This is a genomic window from Oceanobacillus sp. FSL K6-0251 (assembly GCF_038004725.1).
Lineage (GTDB): Bacteria > Bacillota > Bacilli > Bacillales > Amphibacillaceae > Oceanobacillus > Oceanobacillus oncorhynchi.
The window spans coordinates 4,243,207-4,262,608 of sequence record NZ_JBBORS010000001.1 but is presented as its reverse complement, the minus strand read 5'-3'; the positions used below and the strand labels follow the sequence as shown (position 1 = coordinate 4,262,608).

Genomic DNA, 19,402 nt, shown 5'->3' with positions numbered 1-19,402 from the left:
GAGTACGAATATGATTACGGTAAAAAATTTGAAAAAACAATTTGGATCTAATGTTGTGTTAGACGGAATCAACCTGGAGGTAAAAGAAGGGGAGGTCCTGGCAATTATCGGACCATCTGGCTCAGGGAAATCGACGTTGCTGCGTTGCTTGAATTTATTAGAAAAACCCGATGCAGGGGAATTGATTATTGGAGATAAAAAGATAAACGTTAAAAAAATGTCTTCCAAAGAAATCTATCAATTAAGACAGCAGACGGCGATGGTTTTTCAGCATTATAACCTATTTAAAAATAAAACAGCTTTGGAAAATGTAACAGAAGCGCTGATAATTGCTAAAAAAATGAAGAAGCCAGAAGCTGAAAAAATTGCAATGGAAATACTGAATCAAGTCGGTTTAGGAGACAAAGTACATCAATATCCGGTTACATTGTCTGGAGGACAACAGCAGCGTGTTGGTATTGCGCGTGCGCTTGCAGTGAACCCGTATGCGATTCTGTTCGATGAACCGACATCGGCACTTGACCCGGAATGGATTTCTGAAGTGCTCCAGGTAATTAAAAAAATTGCGGAGCAGAACTCAACGATGATTATCGTGACACATGAGATGCAATTTGCAGAAGAAGTAGCAGACCGCGTTATTTTTATGGCAGATGGAAATATCATTGAGGAAAATACACCGAAAGAATTTTTCCATAATCCACAGTCTCCGAGAACAAAACAATTTTTAAGAAGATTAGGGGCAGGTGAAGAAAATGTTTAAGGTAACAGAAGAACTAGTCAAAGATTTAATCGAAAAACGCAGATACTTGCATCGGAACCCAGAGCTTGCGTTTGAGGAGATAAATACGTCGGCCCACTTAAAAAAATGGCTGGAAGAGAATGAAATCACGATTCTGCCTTTTGATATAAAAACAGGCGTTATTGCAGAAGTAAAAGGGGAGCATGCTGGCCCGACAATCGCTATTCGTTCGGATATTGATGCATTGCCGGTCAAAGAAGAGACAGATGTGCCTTTCCAATCGGAAAGAGAGGGGAAAATGCATGCATGCGGCCATGATTTCCATATGGTTTCTATTTTAGGTGCAGCCATTCTGCTGAATGAACAAAAAAATCAATTACATGGCACTGTCCGTTTTATTTTTCAGCCGGCTGAAGAAGTAGCTCAAGGAGCAAAATATCTAGTAGAACAAGGTGTCTTAGAAGGCGTGTGCGGTATATTTGGCATGCATAATAAGCCTGATTTACCAGTAGGCGCCATTGGCGTGAAATCGGAAGGTTTGATGGCCAGCGTAGATAAGTTTGAAATAACGTTTAAAGGTATCGGCGGACATGCAGGGATTCCGCATAATGCGATTGATCCAATCGTGATAGCATCCCAGTATGTAACGAATGTACAGTCGATTATTGCCAGAAGAATTGATCTTTTCCATAATGCGGTCATCAGTATTACAAGCATTAATGGCGGGAATACGTGGAATGTCATACCTGATCAGGTGAAGCTGCAAGGTACAGTCCGAACATTTCAGCCGGAAGCACGTCAGGCTATTCCGGAGTTTATGCAGAATTTAGCAGAAACCACTGCTAAAGGAAATGGCGGCGAAGTCGATTTTGAGTGGGAAAGCTATTTGCCGGTAGTAAATAATGCATCTCAGTATGAACAAACGGTGCGTGAGGCTGCTGTAGAGGCAGGCTATCAAGCCGTAGATGCTGTACCAAGCTCTGGCGGAGAAGATTTTGCTTACTATCAGAATTATATCCCGGGATTCTTTGTGTGGATGGGAGTCGATGGGCCAAAAGAATGGCATCATCCAGAATTTGATTTGCAGGAGGATGCCATTGAAGTAGCAGCAGCATTCTTTGCCACATTAGCTGTAAAGGTCCTGAAAAATGAATAATATGACAGAAGCCCTCGTTCAGAGGGTTTTTTCTGCTCCTAAGTGGGAAGATTTAAAAGCGGATACAAAAGAAAATTTACAAAAAGGGTTATTGGATTATCTTGTTTGCTGCTACACCACTGTTGCATATGATACGCATTTTCCCAACGTATGGAATGCTCGATTATTTCCAGATGCAGCTCACGAGAACGCACTGGTTATTGGGATACGTGAAAAGGCCCACCCCTACGATGCCTGTTTTTTGAATGGATACGCTGCGCATGCCTTAGACTTGGACGATGTCCACTCGGAAATCCGCGGGCATCCATCTGCTGTTATTCTCAGTTTATTAATGTCCTTGATAGAACAGAAGCAAGATACTGCCCGTTTTTTTGAGGCTTATTTAATTGGAGTAGAAGTGATGACACGCATATCCAAAACAGTGGGGAAATCTCATTATGAAAAAGGATTTCATACGACAGCCACAGCGGGAATGTATGGAGCCGTTGCTGCTGGAGCGTATTATATGACATTACAAGAAAAAGAATTTAACCAAGCACTCGACCTATGTGTTTCGCAAATCAGCGGCTCCAGGAGCCATTTTGGAACGCTTATCAAACCGTTACACGCAGGGCTGACAGCGCAAAAAGCGTGGCAGATTCTGCATCTTGTTAAACAGGGTATTGCTGGTAATGGTAATACAATAACAGCTGAGAATGGATTGTTGTCCATGTTTGGAAATGAAGACAGCAGTATAGACAGTCTGCTTGATGAATGGGGGCTGGAATGGGCTGTTGATAAGCCAGGATTTTGGTTTAAGCTGTATCCCTGCTGCTCAGCGAACGCTCATCCAATTGATGCGACAAAAGCCTTGATGAGGGACTGGGAAGTAGATTTGAAGCAAATCGCTTCGATTCAGCTTTATTTTCCTGAAAACGGTGATGCAGCACTTATCTATACAAATCCGAAAAATGGGGAGCAGGGACGTTTTAGTGCAGAGTATTGTGCAGCATTGCTGTTAACCGGAAGAGAGCTTTCCATGGAGGCTTTTTTGGGGGAAGAGATTCCGGAAGAGGTCAGTGCGTTAATGAATAAAATAACAAGGGTGTATGATGAGAATATTCCATTTGCCTCTGTGAGTTATCCGGCGAATCGATATAGTATGATAGAAATCAGCCTGCGTAATGGGGATATTAAGCAAGCCCGCTGCGATATTCCGTATGGTTCGCCGGGAAACCCGTTGGGACGGGAAGATTTGATAGAGAAAGCAGACAAGCTGCTGCAGCAAAAGGCGATGCCATTTATAGAAGTATTTCAGCAAGAAGAAACAGTCACATTAGAGAAATTGCTTCCGCTGTTAAAAGCAGAAAGCTAATCCAGAAAAAGGACTGCCGGGCAAGGTTTTTTTGAGACCTTGTCCGCAGTCTTTTTCCGCGTTTAGAACAACAAATCAAACCATCTCTCAAGAATCCCTGTGTCCTCGATGGCATCATCCCGCTGATCGACATTTCCGTTATGACAGTAACCAAGCGGCTCAGTGCCCTTTTCGTAAAACATGATTCTGCTTTTTTCACAGCTGGTATCGGCCCGTAATCCGCTGACCGGATCGATTGGAAGACCGACGATTCCGGAAGGCATGGGAAAAACATTTTTTCCGTCTTCGTCAATATTCTCCATATAATTTGCCCATATCTCTTTTGAAAAGGCTGCTTCCGCTACATTGGTCATTTCCCGGTGGTCATCATACCCGACCCAAATTCCGGTAGAGATAACGGGGCTATAGCCAATCATCCAGCTGTCAAAATCCGTTGTTCCCGATTTGCCGGCATAAATATCGGAAAGCTTATTTTGCAGACTTGCTCCGGTGACACTGGTGTAGCTATTTAATGTTTCGTCAAACATCCCGGTTAGAAGCTGGGTTAGAATAAACGCTTTTTTTTCATCAAGAACGGGCTCGCTCTCTTCGGGGCTGTGCGAGTAAAGTGTTTTTCCATCTGCATCGGTAATTTCTTCAATAAGATAAGGCGTGACTGCTTCTCCTCCATTAGCAAGACGGGCATAAGCATTCGTCAGCTCAATGACCGATACAGCAGAAGTGCCGAGCGCCAGGGAAGGAACATTATTCAGGTCACTTTCAATCCCGAATTTTTCTGCTGTCTCAATAAATCGTTCTCCGCCGACATAAAGCGCGGTTTTCACGGCGTAGATGTTATCTGATAGAGCAATTGCCTCCGCAAGCGTGATAGGGGCATCTGCATAATACCCATTAAAATTACTCGGCTGGTAAGCAGAACCGTCTGCAAGCTCAAAAGTCGTTGCTTCGCTGGTTAAGGTCGTACTGGCTGTATAGCCATTTTCTAAGGCAGCATAATATAAAATAGGTTTAAAGGTAGAACCGGGCATCCGTTTGGCGTCCATCGCCCGGTTGTAGCTGCTTTCTTTATAATTGGTTCCGCCAATCATGGCAGTTATTGCACCAGTTTGCGGAACAATAGAAATACCGGCAGCCTGTAAGTCGCTGCCTTCCTTAATGGTTTGTGCAGCGGCCTCCTCCATTTCTTGTTGATAATCGCTGTTCAATGTCGTGTGCAGCTGATAACCGCCGAGCTTTATTTCTTCCACATCCTTCTCCAAAATCCGTGCAGCTTCCTTTAATGCTTCATCCTTAAAATAGGACGCTTCTTCCTCGGCTGGAGCCTGCTGCTGATAAGCTAATTCTTCATTTATCGCCTCTTCGTATTCTGTCTCCGTAATCATTTCATTGTCCAGCATTCGATGGAGGATAAGCTGCTGCCTGTCCGTCGCATTTTCCAGGTTATTGAGTGGTGAATAATACGTCGGTCCCTTTGGAATCCCCGCCAGCATACTCGCTTCTGCCAGGGTTAACTGATGAGCAGGCTTTCCAAAAAAATAATTGCTTGCCGCTTCAATCCCGTGTGCTCCGTGACCGTAATAAATGGTATTCATATAGCCTTCTAGAATTTCTTCCTTGGAATAAAACATTTCTAAACGAATGGCATAGAAGGCTTCTTGCAGCTTGCGGGACCAGGTTTTTTCTGCAGATAGATAGAGATTTCTGGCATATTGCTGTGTAATCGTGCTGGCTCCTTCTTTTAACGAGCCGGAAATAAAATTATTCCACAGTGATTTCGCAATCCGGAAATAATCGAGTCCGTGATGATTAAAGAAACGATTGTCTTCAATCACCAGACTCGCCTGGACAGCGGAATCATCTATATTTTCTAAAGGGACCCATTCATAAGAGTCTCCAAATGTATCCTCAATCTCATTCCCTTCCCGGTCGTAAAACACAGCAGGAGATTGATTGTTGAGACTTGGAGGACCCATGAGATAGGCTAATAAGTAAACAGCTAAAATACCAGTAATAATCAGCAGCACAACGACGCCAATTAACTTATAGATTAGACGCAGCTTTTTTAATGATTTCATCCTTTATCGTCTCCAAAATAAATATGTCTTTACAAAATGGTGATACTGGAGTTTATTTATTCTCTCTATTTATTATGGAAAAAGAACGCCTTTTATAAACGTGTAAAACGAAACTTGATTTAGGGGACTGTTTTTCCCCGCTCATCTTAAACAATTTTTTCCGTATCAGTTAGGGGAAATTACAGACGATCATGCCGTGATAAAGTTTTTTAAGCAGCAAGAGTATTGCTTATCATGGTGTTTTAAAGATATAATAAGTACACTATAAATATAAATTTGTAAACAAGATTAAAGGAGTACGTATGCAACATAATTCCGAACATGTTACTATTACGCTGAAGACAGTGATTTATGATGTAGATTCCGGTGAACAGGAGACGCAGGAACAATCCTTCACGGGAGAATGGACGAAGAAAGGCAGCATCGATGTACTTAAATACGAGGAAGTAAATGAAGAAGCCGGAACGATTCAAAATATCATTATGATTCGGCCGGAGCGTGTCTCGATTAAGAGAACGGGTGTCATCCAAATGAATCAGCAATTTCAATTAGGCCAGAAAACAGAAAACATTTATCAGCATATGCATGGCAATATTCATATGGAAACTTTTACAGAATCGATTTCATTTACAGAGGATGCCATGCCGCGGGTGCTTGATATGAATTATACGATGAAGCTGAATGAACAACTCGAACGGAAGCATCAGCTCAAGCTTCAATTTTCAGCAAAATAAGCAAAGATTTTCCCGCCTTTAAGGAATTGGGAGCAGGTAAGCGGGAGAGAAATTGCCAAAAGTACCCCCGTGACAGAAGTGGCGGAGCGTTAGTGGGATTCCTTTCTGGCATAAGAGCAGTCCACCTGTATGTCGTGTTCCTTAAACTGCCGGCGGGGATAGAAACAAGGAGGAAATAAGGAATGAATGTACTAGCACAAACAGAAGAAATATTAAAAGCGCAAATTCATACAGCTGTTCTTGCTGCAGAGCTTGCGACGGAGGATACGATTCCGGATATTATTCTGGAAACACCGAAGGATAAAGCACATGGTGATTTTGCCACCAATATTGCGATGCAGCTGGCTCGAATTGCGAAAAAAGCACCGCGTCAAATTGCAGATGAAATTACAGCCAACTTAGATAAGCAGGCAGCGTCTGTTGAAAAAATTGATATTGCCGGACCCGGATTTATCAATTTCTATATGAAGCAGGATTTCTTAGGGGAAGTCATTGAAACCGTACTGGGCGCTGGAGATGCTTACGGCACTTCAAAAGACGGGAACGGAGAAAAGGTTCAGGTTGAATTTGTTTCTGTTAACCCGACTGGTGACCTTCACTTAGGCCATGCGCGAAATGCTGCATTCGGGGATGTATTATGTAATCTTTTTGCAGCTGCAGGCTATGAAGTGGAGAGAGAATATTATATTAATGATGCAGGAAACCAGATCAACAATCTTGGCTTATCTGTAGAGGCACGTTATTTACAGGAATTAGGGCAGTCCGTAGATATGCCGGAAGACGGCTATCATGGGCAGGCAATCATTGATATTGCGAAAAACCTTGTGAAAGAGAAAGGGGATGCCTGGGCGGAGAAATCTCATGAAGAGCGTCTCGATTATTTTAAAGAATATGGCTTAAAGGCTTCCCTGCGTAATATTGAAAATGATTTAAAGGATTTCCGTGTTGAATTTGACAGCTGGTTCTCCGAGCGTTCTCTTTTTGAAAACGACCAGATTGATGCTGCTTTACAAGTATTGGAAGATGGCGGCTATACGTATGAAAAAGACGGTGCATTATGGTTTAAGACGACTGCTTTTGGTGATGATAAAGACCGCGTCCTTATTAAGCAGGACGGAGCATATACGTATTTAACACCAGATATTGCTTACCATAAAAATAAATTAGATCGCGGTTTTGACCAAATTATTAATGTGTGGGGCGCAGACCATCATGGATATATTCCAAGAATGGGAGCTGCTTTGCAGGCGTTAGGTTATCCAGTTGAGAAATTCTCCGTGAAAATTATCCAAATGGTTAATCTGTTTGAAGCCGGGGAAAAGGTAAAAATGAGCAAGCGTACCGGGAAAGCTGTTTCCTTAAGAGAGCTGATGGATGAGGTAGGAATCGATGCGGTCCGTTATTATTTCGTAGCGCGTTCCAATGATTCGCAGTTAGACTTTGATATGGACCTTGCCAAATCACAATCCAATGATAACCCGGTTTATTATGTTCAATATGCTCATGCACGTATTTGCACGATGCTGGAACAGGCGAAGAATAAAGGATTTGCAACAGATGGGGATTTTGATGCGTCCTTATTGACCGCAGAAAAAGAACTGGACCTGCTTAAAAAAGTTGGAGAGCTGCCGCAGGTGATCGCTGAAGCGGCAGACAAACAAATGCCGCATAAAGTCACGCAGTATGTATTTGACCTTGCTTCTACACTGCACAGCTTCTACAATGCAGAAAAAGTATTGGATGGAGATAATCCGGAGCGTACCAGCGCGCGTATTGCTTTAATGAAAGCAGTGCGTCAAACACTGGCGAACGGCTTGGGTATCTTAGGTGTGAATGCACCGGAGAAAATGTAAGAAAGAAAATGATATGAAAATCCTGCAGAGAAATGGTTGATTTCTTTGTGGGATTTTTTTAAAACAACATTTTCGTAAAGTATACTGAAAGGAAGTTATTGATCGTATTATCATTATGAATTAAACTATATTATTTCATTAAAAAAATATTCATGCTTGGTTCATGGAACGGTCATCAATAAACGAGTCCTCGTTATGAGAGAGCAGGTAACCAGAGAAAAAATAATTTTTCAGTCTCCTGCTAAAGATTATGAGAGGATTATTTTTGTTTTTATCAGCTATGATGAACGCTATCAACAATCTAAAGGATATTATTAACAGCAAACATAATAAACCGCTAAAAATTATCATAATTTCCTCCAAATAGGTTGACTGAATGTTCATTCATGTTTTAAAGTAGAGATAGAATTATTTTTTACACAGATATGAAAACGCTGTCAATTTATATTATAATATAAAGAGGGGGGAATCATCTTGGATACATTTCTGATGATTAATTGGATAGCATTTATAGCCATAACAGGCTATGCATTATTCTTATTTGCCAAAATCATCGCAACAAGAGTGGCCTATATCAGACTCGGTAAAAAATCAGAGTTTGACGGCGAGATAAAGCTGCGGATCCAACGCATTATAAAAAATGTATTTGGCCAATCGAAGCTGTTAAAAGATAAAAAATCTGGTACGATTCACGTGATGATGTTTTACGGCTTCATTCTGGTTCAATTTGGAGCCATTGATATGTTTGTCAAAGGGCTGTCGCCGGGGAATCATCTACCGTTTGGCGTGCTTTACCCGGGATTTGTCTTTTTTCAAGAGCTTGTTACCTTAATGATTCTGGTGGCGGTGGTATGGGCTTTTTACCGCCGTTATATGGAGAAGCTCGTTCGTTTGAAAAGAGGCTTGAAAGCAGGGCTTGTCCTTATTTTCATTGGAACATTGATGATTTCTGTGCTGTTCGGAAATGGAATGGCAATGATTTGGCATGGACATGAATTAACATGGACGGAGCCGGTTGCCAGTGCTGTTGCCGGGTTATTCGGCGGCATTTCAGCAAGGGCAGCAATGGTTTTATTCTATATTGCCTGGTGGGTACATACGATAACATTGCTTACTTTCTTAGTGTATGTGCCGCAGTCCAAACACGCACACTTAATTGCTGCACCAATCAATGTCTTTTTGACGAAAAAAGTGCCTGGTAAATTAGAAAAAATCGATTTTGATTTAGAAGATATGGATGAAGAAAGTGAAGAAGAAATTGCTTTTGGTGTCGGAAAGGTAGAGGATTTTAAACAGCATCAAATGGTCGATTTCTATGCTTGCGTGGAATGCGGCCGCTGTACGGATGTTTGCCCGGCATCCGGAACAGGAAAAATGCTTTCGCCGATGGATATTATGATTAAGGTTCGTGATCATTTAACCGAAAAAGGCGCAGCCGTTACTGGAAAATCGGCGTGGGTTCCTTCTTATGCCTTTTCCGGAACTGCCGGCAACCAGGCTTCTGCAAGCAAGGAAGCAGCTGCATCGGTGCAAAGCATGAGCTTGATCGGTGATGTCATTACAGAAGAAGAACTAGCTGGATGTACGACATGCCGAAACTGTGAGGATGCTTGTCCTGTTAATAATGAACATGTCGGTACAATTATCGATATGCGCCGTTATTTGGTCATGACAGAGGGGAAAATGGATTCTGAAATTCAGCGTGCTGTCATGAATATTGAACGTCAGGGCAATCCATGGGGCTTATCGAAGAAGGACCGGATCAAATGGCGTGATGAGGATAAATCGGCTTATATTCCGACAGTGAAAGAGCTGAAGAAGGAGGATAAATCCTTTGAGTATTTATTCTGGGTCAGCTCGATGGGGTCCTTCGACAGCCGCAGCCAGAAAATTGCGCTCAGCTTTGCTAAATTAATGAACCAGGCTGGCGTCAGCTTTGCCATTTTAGGAAACACCGAAGCGAATTCTGGCGATACGGCAAGACGAATTGGGAATGAGTTTTTATTCCAGGAAATTGCCGAGAAAAATATCAAGCAATTTACCAAGAATGACGTCACAAAAATTGTCACGATTGACCCGCACGCGTACAATATATTTAAGAATGAATATCCTGACTTTGGATTTGAAGCAGAGGTCTACCATCATACGCAGCTGCTCTATGACCTTGTCATGTCAGGGAAGCTGAAGCCGCAGAAAGCAATCAATGAAAGATTGACCTACCATGACTCCTGTTATTTAGGGAGATATAACGGCGTTTACGATCCGCCACGGGAAATTTTGAAGGCTATTCCAGGCTTAGAGCTGATAGAAATGAACCGCAGCCGCGAGAACGGGATGTGCTGTGGTGCAGGCGGCGGCTTGATGTGGACGGAGGAAACGACTGGAAACCGGATTAATGTGGCCCGTACAGAGCAGGCATTACAAGTGCAGCCATCAATGATTTCCAGCGCCTGTCCATACTGCTTAACGATGCTGAGTGATGGGACAAAAGCGAAAGAAGTAGAAGAGAATATTGGTACAATGGATGTGGCTGAAATTCTGGCACTATCTGTTTTAGAAGAAAATGAAGAAAAAACAGCATAAAGGTATAGAGAGGATTGACGCCCTCTCTATATTTTCTACTGTCTATTGAACGAGCGTTCGTTCGAATAAATAAGGGAGGCTATATCGTATGAGAAAATCGGTTATTGTTTCAGGGGCACGGACCCCTTTCGGGAAATTTGGAGGGGCTTTAACGCCGTTAACCGCGGTAAATCTGGGGGCAAAAGCAATTAAAGCAGCATTGGAACGGGCAGATCTTAACGGAGCAGATGTAGATGAGGTAATCATGGGAACGGTTCTGCAGGGCGGACAGGGGCAAATTCCGTCCAGGCAGGCTGCTGTAGAAGCGGGTGTCCCTTGGGAAGTGAAAACGGAAACAATCAATAAGGTATGTGCCTCTGGATTACGCAGTGTGACCCTGGCAGATCAATTGATTCGCTTAGGGGAAGAGGATGTCATTGTAGCCGGCGGAATGGAAAGCATGAGTAATGCACCGTACTTCTTACCTGATGCCAGGTGGGGAAATCGCATGGGCGATAAAACGGTGAAGGATTTAATGATTTATGATGGTCTTACCTGTACTTTTACAGGAAACCACATGGGCAGCTACGGAAATGACACAGCTGCTTCCTTTGAAGTAACACGTGAACGCCAAGATGAATGGGCAGCCCGGAGCCAGCAGCTGGCAGTAGAAGCGATCGAATCAGGGAAATTTGCAGAGGAGATTGTTCCTGTAGAAATTCCTGTTCGTAAAGGGGAGCCGATTGTGGTCAGCGATGATGAAACGCCAAGAAAAGGAACCACGGTGGAGAAACTGGCAACACTTCGGCCTGCATTTGATAAGGACGGTACTATTACAGCAGGAAACGCACCTGGCGTAAACGATGGGGCAAGTGCTGTCGTCGTGATGTCAGATGAAAAAGCAAAGGAATTAAATAAAACACCACTGGCAACAATTTTAGGTCATGCAGAAGTAGCAGTGGAAGCAAAAGACTTTCCGCAAACACCGGGCTTAGTAATCAATCGTCTGCTAGAAAAAACAGGTGTATCCAAGGAAGAAATTGATCTTTATGAAATCAATGAAGCATTTGCAGTAGTTGCACTGGCAAGCGGGCAAATTGCGGATATTGATGAGGAGAAAATCAACGTCAATGGAGGGGCAGTAGCACTGGGGCATCCAATTGGCGCAAGCGGTAACCGGATTATCTTAACTTTGATTCATGAATTAAAACGCCGCGGCGGAGGAAAAGGTATTGCAGCGATTTGCAGCGGCGGCGGTCAAGGAGACGCAGTTTTAATTGAAGTACCGTCAAGTGAAGCATGAGTTTAAACGATAAGTTTAAAACCCCTTGAAAAGGAGCGTATAATCATGACTGTAAAAGAAGTAATGGTAATCGGAGCAGGGCAAATGGGTGCAGGCATCGCACTCGTTTTTGCCCGTTCCGGCTATGAGGTGAAGCTGTATGATGCGGATATTGAGGCATTGAAAAGAGGAAAGCAGTATATTGAAAAGATATTTGAGAAGGATGTTGCAAAAGGAAAAATGGAAGCGGATACAAAGGGGCGGGCATTGAATCGCCTGCAGCTTGTTGTTGACCTGGAAGCAGATCCAATCACAGCAGATTTTATTATTGAAGCAGTGGTAGAGAAGCTGGAAGTAAAAAAAGATGTATTCCACAGGCTGGATGAACTTGCGCCCGCACATAGCCTTTTTGCAACTAATACCTCCTCCTTGCCGATTACAGAAATTGCAGCTGTTACTGGCAGGGCAGAACAATTTATCGGCATGCATTTTATGAACCCTGTTCCTGTTATGAAGCTGGTTGAAATTATTCGGGGCTTAGAAACGAGTGATGTGACGTATCAAACAGTACAGCAATTGACGGAAGCATTAGGCAAGCAGGATGTGGAAGTGAAAGATTTTCCAGGGTTTGCTTCCAACCGTATCTTGATGCCAATGATTAACGAAGCCGTCTATACCGTCTTTGAAGGGGTTGCCAGTATAGAAGATGTGGACCAGGTGATGAAGCTGGGGATGAATCATCCGATGGGCCCGCTGCAATTGGCAGATTTCATTGGCTTGGACACCTGCTTATCGATTATGGAAATTCTTCATGAAGGCTTTGGAGACAGTAAATATCGTCCGTGTCCGCTCCTGAGACAGTATGTGCAGGCAGGAAGACTTGGGAAGAAGGCGGGTAAAGGGTTCTACTCATATACTGACTAAAGGGGGTGTGCATGTTGATTATCACACAAACAGAAGAACAAAAAATGTTAGTGAAAATGGTTCAGGACTTTGCCCGCGATGAAATTGCAAACGAAGTCGAGCGGATGGAAGAACAAGACCGGTTTCCTGAAGAAATTATCAAGAAGATGGGGGAGCTCGGCTTAATGGGAATTCCTATCCCGGAGAAGTTCGGAGGAGCGGGCATGGATTTCAGTTCCTATATCCGGGTAATCCATGAATTATCGAAGGTTAGTGCAACCGTCGGTGTTATTTTATCGGTACACACGTCTGTCGGCACCAATCCAATTCTTTATTTCGGAACAGAGGAGCAGAAACAAAAATATATTCCGAAGCTTGCTTCTGGCGAATATTTAGGCGCGTTTGCTCTGACAGAAGCGAATTCAGGATCAGATGCAAGCGGGTTAAAGACAACTGCTAAGCTGGTAGATGATACGTATGTATTGAACGGCTCCAAAGTATTTATTACTAATGGCGAATATGCAGATACCTTTATTACGTTTGCCAGAACAGGTGAATCGAAAAATGACATCAGTGCTTTTATTGTGGAAAAGGATAGTCCCGGTCTGTCAATTGGAAAAAATGAAAAGAAGATGGGCTTAAAGGGTTCAAGCACGGTGGAATTAACCTTTGAGCAATGCCGTATCCCGCAGGAAAACCTGCTTGGCATGGAAGGGGAAGGCTTTAAAATTGCGATGGCTAACTTGAACATCGGAAGGATCGGGATTGCGGCACAGGGACTTGGTATTGCCGAAGCAGCTTTAGATTATTCTGTTGCTTATGCGAAGGAAAGAGAACAATTTGGCAAGCCGATTGCAGCCAATCAGGGAATAGCTTTTAAGCTGGCTGAGATGGCAACCAATGTAGAAGCGGCGAAACTATTAACCTATCAGGCAGCCAAACGGATTGAAATGAATCAATCCTGTATCAAGGAAACATCGATGGCAAAGCTGACAGCAACGAAAACGGCTATGCAAAATGCCATTGAAGCGGTCCAAATCTACGGGGGATACGGCTATACAAAGGAATATCCGGTAGAAAGGTTATTTCGTGATGCCAAAGTAACGGAAATCTATGAAGGAACAAATGAAATACAGCATATTGTGATATCCAAAGAGCTTTTGAAGGGGAGATAGGAATGGATTTTCAATTAACGGAAGAACAGGAAATGCTTCGGAAAATGGTTCGGGATTTTGCTGAAAATGAAGTAGAGCCGACAGCTGCAGAAAGAGATGAAGAAGAGCGGTTTGACAGAGCAATTTTTGATCAGATGGCAGCACTGGGATTAACAGGTATCCCTTGGCCGGAAGAATACGGCGGAATCGGCGCGGATTATCTGAGCTATTGTATAGCGGTAGAGGAATTATCACGTGTCTGTGCTTCGACTGGAGTTACCCTTTCTGCCCACGTATCCCTGGCAAGCTGGCCAATCTATAAATATGGAAATGAAGCGCAGAAGCAGCATTTCCTCCAGCGTCTTGCAACGGGAGAAGCGTTGGGAGCTTATGCTTTGTCTGAGCCGGGGGCGGGCAGTGACGTTGTCTCCATGAAAACAACAGCCAAAAAGGATGGCGGCGATTATATACTGAATGGCAGCAAAGTATGGATTACCAATGGCGGGGTTGCTGATATTTATATCGTTTTTGCAAAAACAGATGCGGATCAAAAACATAAAGGCATCACGGCATTTATTGTTGAAAAAGGAACAGAAGGATTTACCTTTGGCAAGAAGGAAAAGAAGCTGGGCATTCGTTCTTCGCCGACGACAGAGTTAATCTTTGAAAATTGCAGGATTCCAGCTGAAAATGTGTTGGGTGAAGAAGGAGAAGGCTTTAAAATCGCCATGACGACCTTAGATGGAGGCAGAAATGGGATTGCTGCACAAGCTTTAGGAATTGCACAGGGCGCACTGGATGCAGCTGCAGCATATGCGAAGGAAAGAGAACAATTCGGCAAACCAATCGCAGCAAATCAGGGTATCTCTTTTAAACTGGCGGATATGGCAACGGAGATTGAAGCAGCCCGTCTGTTGACCTATCAGGCAGCATGGCTGGAATCAGCAGGGAAGCCATATGGAAAGGCATCCGCAATGTCCAAATTATTTGCAGGAGATGCAGCAATGCGCATTACCGTCGAAGCAGTGCAAATTTTCGGCGGCTATGGATATACAAAAGACTATCCGGTAGAACGCTACATGCGTGATGCGAAGATAACGCAAATTTATGAGGGGACGAATGAAATTCAGCGGCTTGTTATTGGGCGGATGGTAACAAAATAAAGCACAATCTCTTTTAAAAGGAGGCTGAAAAAATGAGTGAAGATCAAATCCGCTCTTCTGTAAAAGATCAGGAGCTTGTGATGCGGCGCCGGAAGCAGATTATTGAAGGCGCCATGCGGCTGTTTCAGGAGAAAGGCTTTCACCGTACAACGACCAGAGAAATTGCGAAAGAATCCGGGTTCAGCATTGGCACATTATATGAGTATATCAGAACAAAAGAGGATGTGCTTTTTCTCGTCTGCGAATTCGTGCATGACCGGGTTCGCGATCAGCTGACAGAAACGATTTCTGTAGAAAATCCGACAATGGAAAGTCTGCGTCAGGCGATTCGGCAGTATCTTTACTTTATGGACACGATTCAGCCTGAAATTTTAATGCTCTATCAGGAAACAAAATCATTAAATAAAGAAAAACGTCAATTTGTCTTGGGGCAGGAGCAGAAGGTTGTCGGAATGATGGAGGAATTGTTGAATGTTTGTTTAAAAGAAAAGCGGAGTGCGAAAGAAATTCATTTTCTGGCTAATCATATTGTCGTCAGCGGGCATATGTGGTGTTTCCGCCGCTGGCTCATTCAAAAGGAATTTACCCTCGATGAGTATGTCGAGCTGCAGATGAAGCAAGTGGATTGCTGGCTGTAACTATAGGGAGGATTAGGGATTTTACTATGTTAAGAGCTGACTAAAAGAGGGGGATAAGCATGACAGAAGAACGTTATTCGCCAAAGCATCCTATTCGTTTTGTAACGGCATCGAGCCTGTTTGACGGGCATGATGCTTCCATTAATATTATGCGGCGCATTTTGCAGGCGAGCGGTGCCGAGGTTATTCATCTTGGACATAACCGTTCCGTAGAAGAAGTCGTCTACGCAGCAATCCAGGAGGACGCGCAGGGGATTGCTATCTCATCGTATCAGGGCGGGCATGTGGAATATTTTAAATATATGATTGACCTGTTGAAAGAACTGGATGCGGCTCATATTCAAGTGTTAGGCGGCGGCGGAGGGACGATTCTCCCCCGTGAAATCAAAGAGCTTCATGATTATGGCGTAGCTCAGGTTTTTTCTCCCGAGGATGGGAGAAAGTATGGTCTGCAGGGGATGATTGACCGGATGCTGGAAAAATGTGATTTTCTTCCGCCGATTGATATTGAAAAAGATATGGAGCGGTTAAAAGAAGGAGATCGCTTAGCAATCGGTAAATTCATTACCTTGATGGAGAATGGGGAGGAAGAAACGAAAAAGCAGGTATTAAAAAAACTTTCAGAGCAGCAAAAACAGAAAATCCCTGTTCTCGGAATTACAGGAACAGGCGGAGCAGGGAAAAGCTCGCTGACAGATGAACTTATCCGCCGCTTTTTAAATGAAATTCCAGAGCGGAAAATAGCTATCTTATCTATCGATCCATCCAAACGAAAAACAGGTGGAGCATTGCTTGGTGACCGTATCCGTATGAACGCGATTTTTTCAGAGCGGGTGTATATGCGCTCGCTGGCGACCAGAAATTCTGGAACAGAGCTTTCCGATTCCATTCAGGATGCGATAAATGTCGTGCGCGCATCAGACTATGACCTGATTATTGTCGAAACGAGCGGCATTGGGCAGGGTGATGCTGCGGTAACAGATATTACGGATTTATCCATGTATGTGATGACAGCGGAGTTTGGGGCGCCGACGCAATTAGAAAAAATAGATATGATCGATTATGCCGATTTTATTGTGATTAATAAATTTGAGCAAAAGGGATCGGAGGATGCGCTGAATCAAGTCCGGAAACAATACGAACGCAGCCATATGCTGTTTCATGAGGATAAAAGCCGATTTCCTGTTTTCGGCACAATAGCAAGCCAGTTTAATGATGAAGGAACGAATGCTTTGTTTGCGTCTTTGATTGACCGGATAAAAGCCGATTATCAGTGGGAAGCAGAGGTCTCCTTTCCGCGTCATGTTATCTCCGAAAAGCAAAATCAAATCATTACGAATGAGCGCAGGCATTATTTACGGGAGATTGCTTCCTATGTCCGGAATTATGATAAGCGCGCCGGGAAGCAGCAGGAAATTGCTTCTAAACTTTATCGATTAACCGGAGCTAAGGAAGATGCGGAGGAAGCTATTGCGGCTTCATTGGATCAAATCATTACAAGCTATGAACAGCAATTAGACGGAAACTCCAGACAATTGCTGGAAAATTGGGAGACATTAAAAGAAAGCTATCTTGGGGATACCTTTACGTTTAAAGTAAGAGATAAAGAGATTACGATGGATTTAACAACAGAGTCTCTCTCGGGATTAAAGATTCCGAAAGTAGTGCTGCCGAAATACCAGGATTGGGGAGACCGCCTTTATTGGTTAATGCGGGAAAATGTTCCCGGAGCCTTTCCTTATACAGCAGGCGTATTTCCATTTAAACGAAAGGGAGAAGATCCGACCAGACAATTTGCGGGTGAGGGGACACCGGAACGGACCAACCGCCGCTTCCATTATCTGTCTAAAGGGGAGGAAGCAAAACGACTTTCTACAGCATTTGATTCAGTTACTTTATATGGAGAAGACCCTGCAGAACGTCCGGATATTTACGGAAAGGTTGGCAACAGCGGCGTAAACATTTGTACATTAGAGGATATGAAAAAGCTCTATAGCGGTTTCGATTTAACAGACCCCTTAACATCTGTCTCGATGACAATCAATGGTCCAGCGCCTATTATTTTAGCGATGTATTTTAATACGGCCATTGACCAGCAGGTGGATAAGTTTACCGAGGAGCAGGGACGGCCGCCAACCAGTGAGGAATTTGGTCAAATTAAGACAGATACTGTTTCTGTCATCAGAGGGACCGTGCAGGCAGATATTTTAAAAGAGGACCAAGGGCAGAATACCTGTATTTTTTCAACTGAATTTGCCCTGCGGATGATGGGGGATATTCAAGCATATTTTATAGAGAATAAGGTACGTAATTATTATTCTGTTTCCATATCTGGTTATCATATTGCAGAAGCCGGCGCGAATCCGATTACCCAGCTGGCGTTCACGTTAGCAAATGGATTTACGTATGTAGAATATTATCTAAGCCGCGGAATGGATATTAATAAATTTGCACCGAATCTCTCTTTCTTCTTCTCGAATGGGCTAGATCCGGAATATACCGTGATAGGCCGGGTAGCGAGAAGAATCTGGGCAATTACCATGAAGGAAAAATACGGTGCCAATGAACGCAGCCAAAAGCTGAAGTATCATGTGCAGACTTCAGGGCGGTCCCTGCATGCGCAGGAGATTGATTTTAATGATATCCGCACCACATTGCAAGCATTATTAGCTATTCAGGATAATACGAATTCCCTGCATACCAATGCTTATGATGAAGCAATCACGACCCCGACAGAAGAATCTGTCCGCCGGGCGATGGCGATTCAGATGATTATTAATAAAGAATTTGGGCTGGCGAAAAATGAGAATTCCTTACAGGGATCCTTTATTGTTGAAGAATTAACCGACCTTGTGCAGGAAGCGGTTCTGCAGGAATTTGAACAGATGAATGACCGCGGTGGTGTCCTGGGGGCGATGGAACGCCAATATCAGCGCGGGAAAATTCAGGAGGAATCGCTTTATTATGAGGGAAAGAAGCATTCGGGAGCATTGCCGATCGTAGGGGTGAATACGTATTTAAATCCCAACCCGCCTTCAGAGGAAGACATTGATTCCATGGAGCTTGCCCGGGCAACCGAAGAGGAAAAAATGCATCAAATTAATGAACTGCGTCGTTTTCAATCAGAGCATAAAGATCATGTAGAAGAAGCTCTAAAACGATTAAAACAGACAGCAGTAACAGACGGAAACATCTTCCAAGAACTGCTGCACACTGTCCGCCACGCAAGCCTTGGAGAAATCACCAGAGCACTCTATGAAGTCGGCGGGCAATACAGACGGAACATGTAATATCCAGAAACCCGTCTCGGCATTTGTAATACCAGCTCGTGCTCCTTTAGAAGCAGAAGAAATGGTATGTTTAAATCCAGCGTAGATCTGAACAACTTTCACTGGATAATTGCAATCAAATGTGTTTATAATGTAAAATAGATTTATTGTGAAGAATTGGGGATGTTCATCCAAGTCATTGGTTGATATAAGTGAATAATTATGTTGGCGATACTAGCTAGCGACGGTTTTGATGGGGCGAGTAACCGCAATGGTTTTCGGTGGGACGAGTAATCGCAGTCCCAGTCCCAGAGGAAAAATACGGAGACTCCTGGTCGGCTAAGAACGGTTACGTCCTGTGACCAACGACCGACACTAGGACGTCCTGTCCGTTGTGGGAAAGCGCGGAGGGAAGACCCCGCAGAAAAAAAGCGTACTTCTTTTTTTCTGCCCGCAGGGCATAAGTGCGACTATGCTTCTGTCTGCGCCTGACGGCTTGCCAATCAGCAAGTCTTCTTTA

The 19,402-nt window shown here is 43.6% G+C and carries 14 protein-coding genes; 13 read left to right on the top strand and 1 reads right to left on the bottom strand.

The features are described from left to right. Window positions 1–10 precede the first annotated feature (10 nt). Genes MKY45_RS20825 through MKY45_RS20815 form a run of 3 tightly spaced genes read left to right on the top strand, consistent with a single transcriptional unit; the run spans window position 11 to window position 3,249 of the window. On the top strand, window positions 11–760 hold the full coding sequence (locus tag MKY45_RS20825; RefSeq protein ID WP_042529429.1) for an amino acid ABC transporter ATP-binding protein: 750 nt from the start codon (window positions 11–13) through the stop codon (window positions 758–760). Then, window positions 753–1,895, top strand: coding sequence for an amidohydrolase (locus tag MKY45_RS20820; protein ID WP_341173370.1), 1,143 nt, complete (start codon window positions 753–755; stop codon window positions 1,893–1,895). Before MKY45_RS20825 ends, MKY45_RS20820 begins: the two co-directional genes overlap by 8 nt. After that, window positions 1,888–3,249, top strand: a complete 1,362-nt coding sequence (locus MKY45_RS20815; RefSeq protein WP_341173369.1) for an MmgE/PrpD family protein — start codon at window positions 1,888–1,890, stop codon at window positions 3,247–3,249. Before MKY45_RS20820 ends, MKY45_RS20815 begins: the two co-directional genes overlap by 8 nt. 62 nt (window positions 3,250–3,311) lie before the next feature. On the opposite strand, the gene MKY45_RS20810 is transcribed toward MKY45_RS20815, so the two are convergent. Continuing rightward, entirely contained in the window at window positions 3,312–5,324 is a 2,013-nt protein-coding gene (locus MKY45_RS20810) for a transglycosylase domain-containing protein (RefSeq protein WP_341173368.1), read from the bottom strand. Between the two features lie 302 nt (window positions 5,325–5,626). Here MKY45_RS20810 and MKY45_RS20805 point away from each other — a divergent pair, with 302 nt between their 5' ends. The 10 genes from MKY45_RS20805 to icmF all read left to right on the top strand — a co-directional run bounded on the left by MKY45_RS20805 (window position 5,627) and on the right by icmF (window position 18,903). Continuing rightward, window positions 5,627–6,058 carry a DUF1934 domain-containing protein gene (locus tag MKY45_RS20805; RefSeq protein WP_341173367.1) on the top strand — a complete coding sequence of 144 codons (432 nt, stop codon included), beginning with the start codon at window positions 5,627–5,629 and terminating at the stop codon, window positions 6,056–6,058. 182 nt (window positions 6,059–6,240) lie between these two features. Then, window positions 6,241–7,911: an arginine--tRNA ligase gene (gene argS / locus MKY45_RS20800; RefSeq protein WP_341173366.1), complete on the top strand. Its 1,671-nt coding sequence runs from the start codon at window positions 6,241–6,243 to the stop codon at window positions 7,909–7,911. A 195-nt stretch (window positions 7,912–8,106) separates the two neighbouring features. Next, window positions 8,107–8,229: a hypothetical protein gene (locus MKY45_RS20795; protein WP_276325291.1), complete on the top strand. Its 123-nt coding sequence runs from the start codon at window positions 8,107–8,109 to the stop codon at window positions 8,227–8,229. 156 nt (window positions 8,230–8,385) lie between these two features. Beyond that, the gene (locus MKY45_RS20790; RefSeq protein ID WP_341173365.1) at window positions 8,386–10,494 is read left to right on the top strand and encodes a (Fe-S)-binding protein; all 2,109 of its coding nucleotides are present in this window, start codon (window positions 8,386–8,388) and stop codon (window positions 10,492–10,494) included. An 88-nt stretch (window positions 10,495–10,582) separates the two neighbouring features. Continuing rightward, window positions 10,583–11,776, top strand: coding sequence for an acetyl-CoA C-acetyltransferase (locus MKY45_RS20785; protein ID WP_256705225.1), 1,194 nt, complete (start codon window positions 10,583–10,585; stop codon window positions 11,774–11,776). A 45-nt stretch (window positions 11,777–11,821) separates the two neighbouring features. Next, window positions 11,822–12,679, top strand: coding sequence for a 3-hydroxyacyl-CoA dehydrogenase family protein (locus MKY45_RS20780; RefSeq protein WP_256705224.1), 858 nt, complete (start codon window positions 11,822–11,824; stop codon window positions 12,677–12,679). A gap of 11 nt (window positions 12,680–12,690) precedes the next feature. Further along, on the top strand, window positions 12,691–13,833 hold the full coding sequence (locus MKY45_RS20775) for an acyl-CoA dehydrogenase (RefSeq protein ID WP_445667630.1): 1,143 nt from the start codon (window positions 12,691–12,693) through the stop codon (window positions 13,831–13,833). Window positions 13,834–13,835: 2 nt separating this feature from the next. After that, entirely contained in the window at window positions 13,836–14,975 is a 1,140-nt protein-coding gene (locus MKY45_RS20770; RefSeq protein ID WP_193064713.1) for an acyl-CoA dehydrogenase, read from the top strand. Between the two features lie 32 nt (window positions 14,976–15,007). Next, on the top strand, window positions 15,008–15,613 hold the full coding sequence (locus tag MKY45_RS20765; protein ID WP_042529447.1) for a TetR/AcrR family transcriptional regulator: 606 nt from the start codon (window positions 15,008–15,010) through the stop codon (window positions 15,611–15,613). Between the two features lie 59 nt (window positions 15,614–15,672). Further along, window positions 15,673–18,903, top strand: coding sequence for a fused isobutyryl-CoA mutase/GTPase IcmF (gene icmF / locus MKY45_RS20760; RefSeq protein ID WP_341173364.1), 3,231 nt, complete (start codon window positions 15,673–15,675; stop codon window positions 18,901–18,903). The last annotated feature ends 499 nt before the right edge of the window (window positions 18,904–19,402 follow it).

What these genes read in the sequence shown, in the direction of transcription:
- MKY45_RS20825 (WP_042529429.1), top strand. Translation starts at nt 11, where the DNA reads ATGATTACGGTAAAAAATTTGAAAAAACAATTTGGATCTAATGTTGTG.
- MKY45_RS20820 (WP_341173370.1), top strand. Translation starts at nt 753, where the DNA reads ATGTTTAAGGTAACAGAAGAACTAGTCAAAGATTTAATCGAAAAACGC.
- MKY45_RS20815 (WP_341173369.1), top strand. Translation starts at nt 1,888, where the DNA reads ATGAATAATATGACAGAAGCCCTCGTTCAGAGGGTTTTTTCTGCTCCT.
- MKY45_RS20810 (WP_341173368.1), bottom strand. Translation starts at nt 5,324, where the DNA reads ATGAAATCATTAAAAAAGCTGCGTCTAATCTATAAGTTAATTGGCGTC.
- MKY45_RS20805 (WP_341173367.1), top strand. Translation starts at nt 5,627, where the DNA reads ATGCAACATAATTCCGAACATGTTACTATTACGCTGAAGACAGTGATT.
- argS (WP_341173366.1), top strand. Translation starts at nt 6,241, where the DNA reads ATGAATGTACTAGCACAAACAGAAGAAATATTAAAAGCGCAAATTCAT.
- MKY45_RS20795 (WP_276325291.1), top strand. Translation starts at nt 8,107, where the DNA reads ATGAGAGAGCAGGTAACCAGAGAAAAAATAATTTTTCAGTCTCCTGCT.
- MKY45_RS20785 (WP_256705225.1), top strand. Translation starts at nt 10,583, where the DNA reads ATGAGAAAATCGGTTATTGTTTCAGGGGCACGGACCCCTTTCGGGAAA.
- MKY45_RS20780 (WP_256705224.1), top strand. Translation starts at nt 11,822, where the DNA reads ATGACTGTAAAAGAAGTAATGGTAATCGGAGCAGGGCAAATGGGTGCA.
- MKY45_RS20775 (WP_445667630.1), top strand. Translation starts at nt 12,691, where the DNA reads ATGTTGATTATCACACAAACAGAAGAACAAAAAATGTTAGTGAAAATG.
- MKY45_RS20770 (WP_193064713.1), top strand. Translation starts at nt 13,836, where the DNA reads ATGGATTTTCAATTAACGGAAGAACAGGAAATGCTTCGGAAAATGGTT.
- MKY45_RS20765 (WP_042529447.1), top strand. Translation starts at nt 15,008, where the DNA reads ATGAGTGAAGATCAAATCCGCTCTTCTGTAAAAGATCAGGAGCTTGTG.
- icmF (WP_341173364.1), top strand. Translation starts at nt 15,673, where the DNA reads ATGACAGAAGAACGTTATTCGCCAAAGCATCCTATTCGTTTTGTAACG.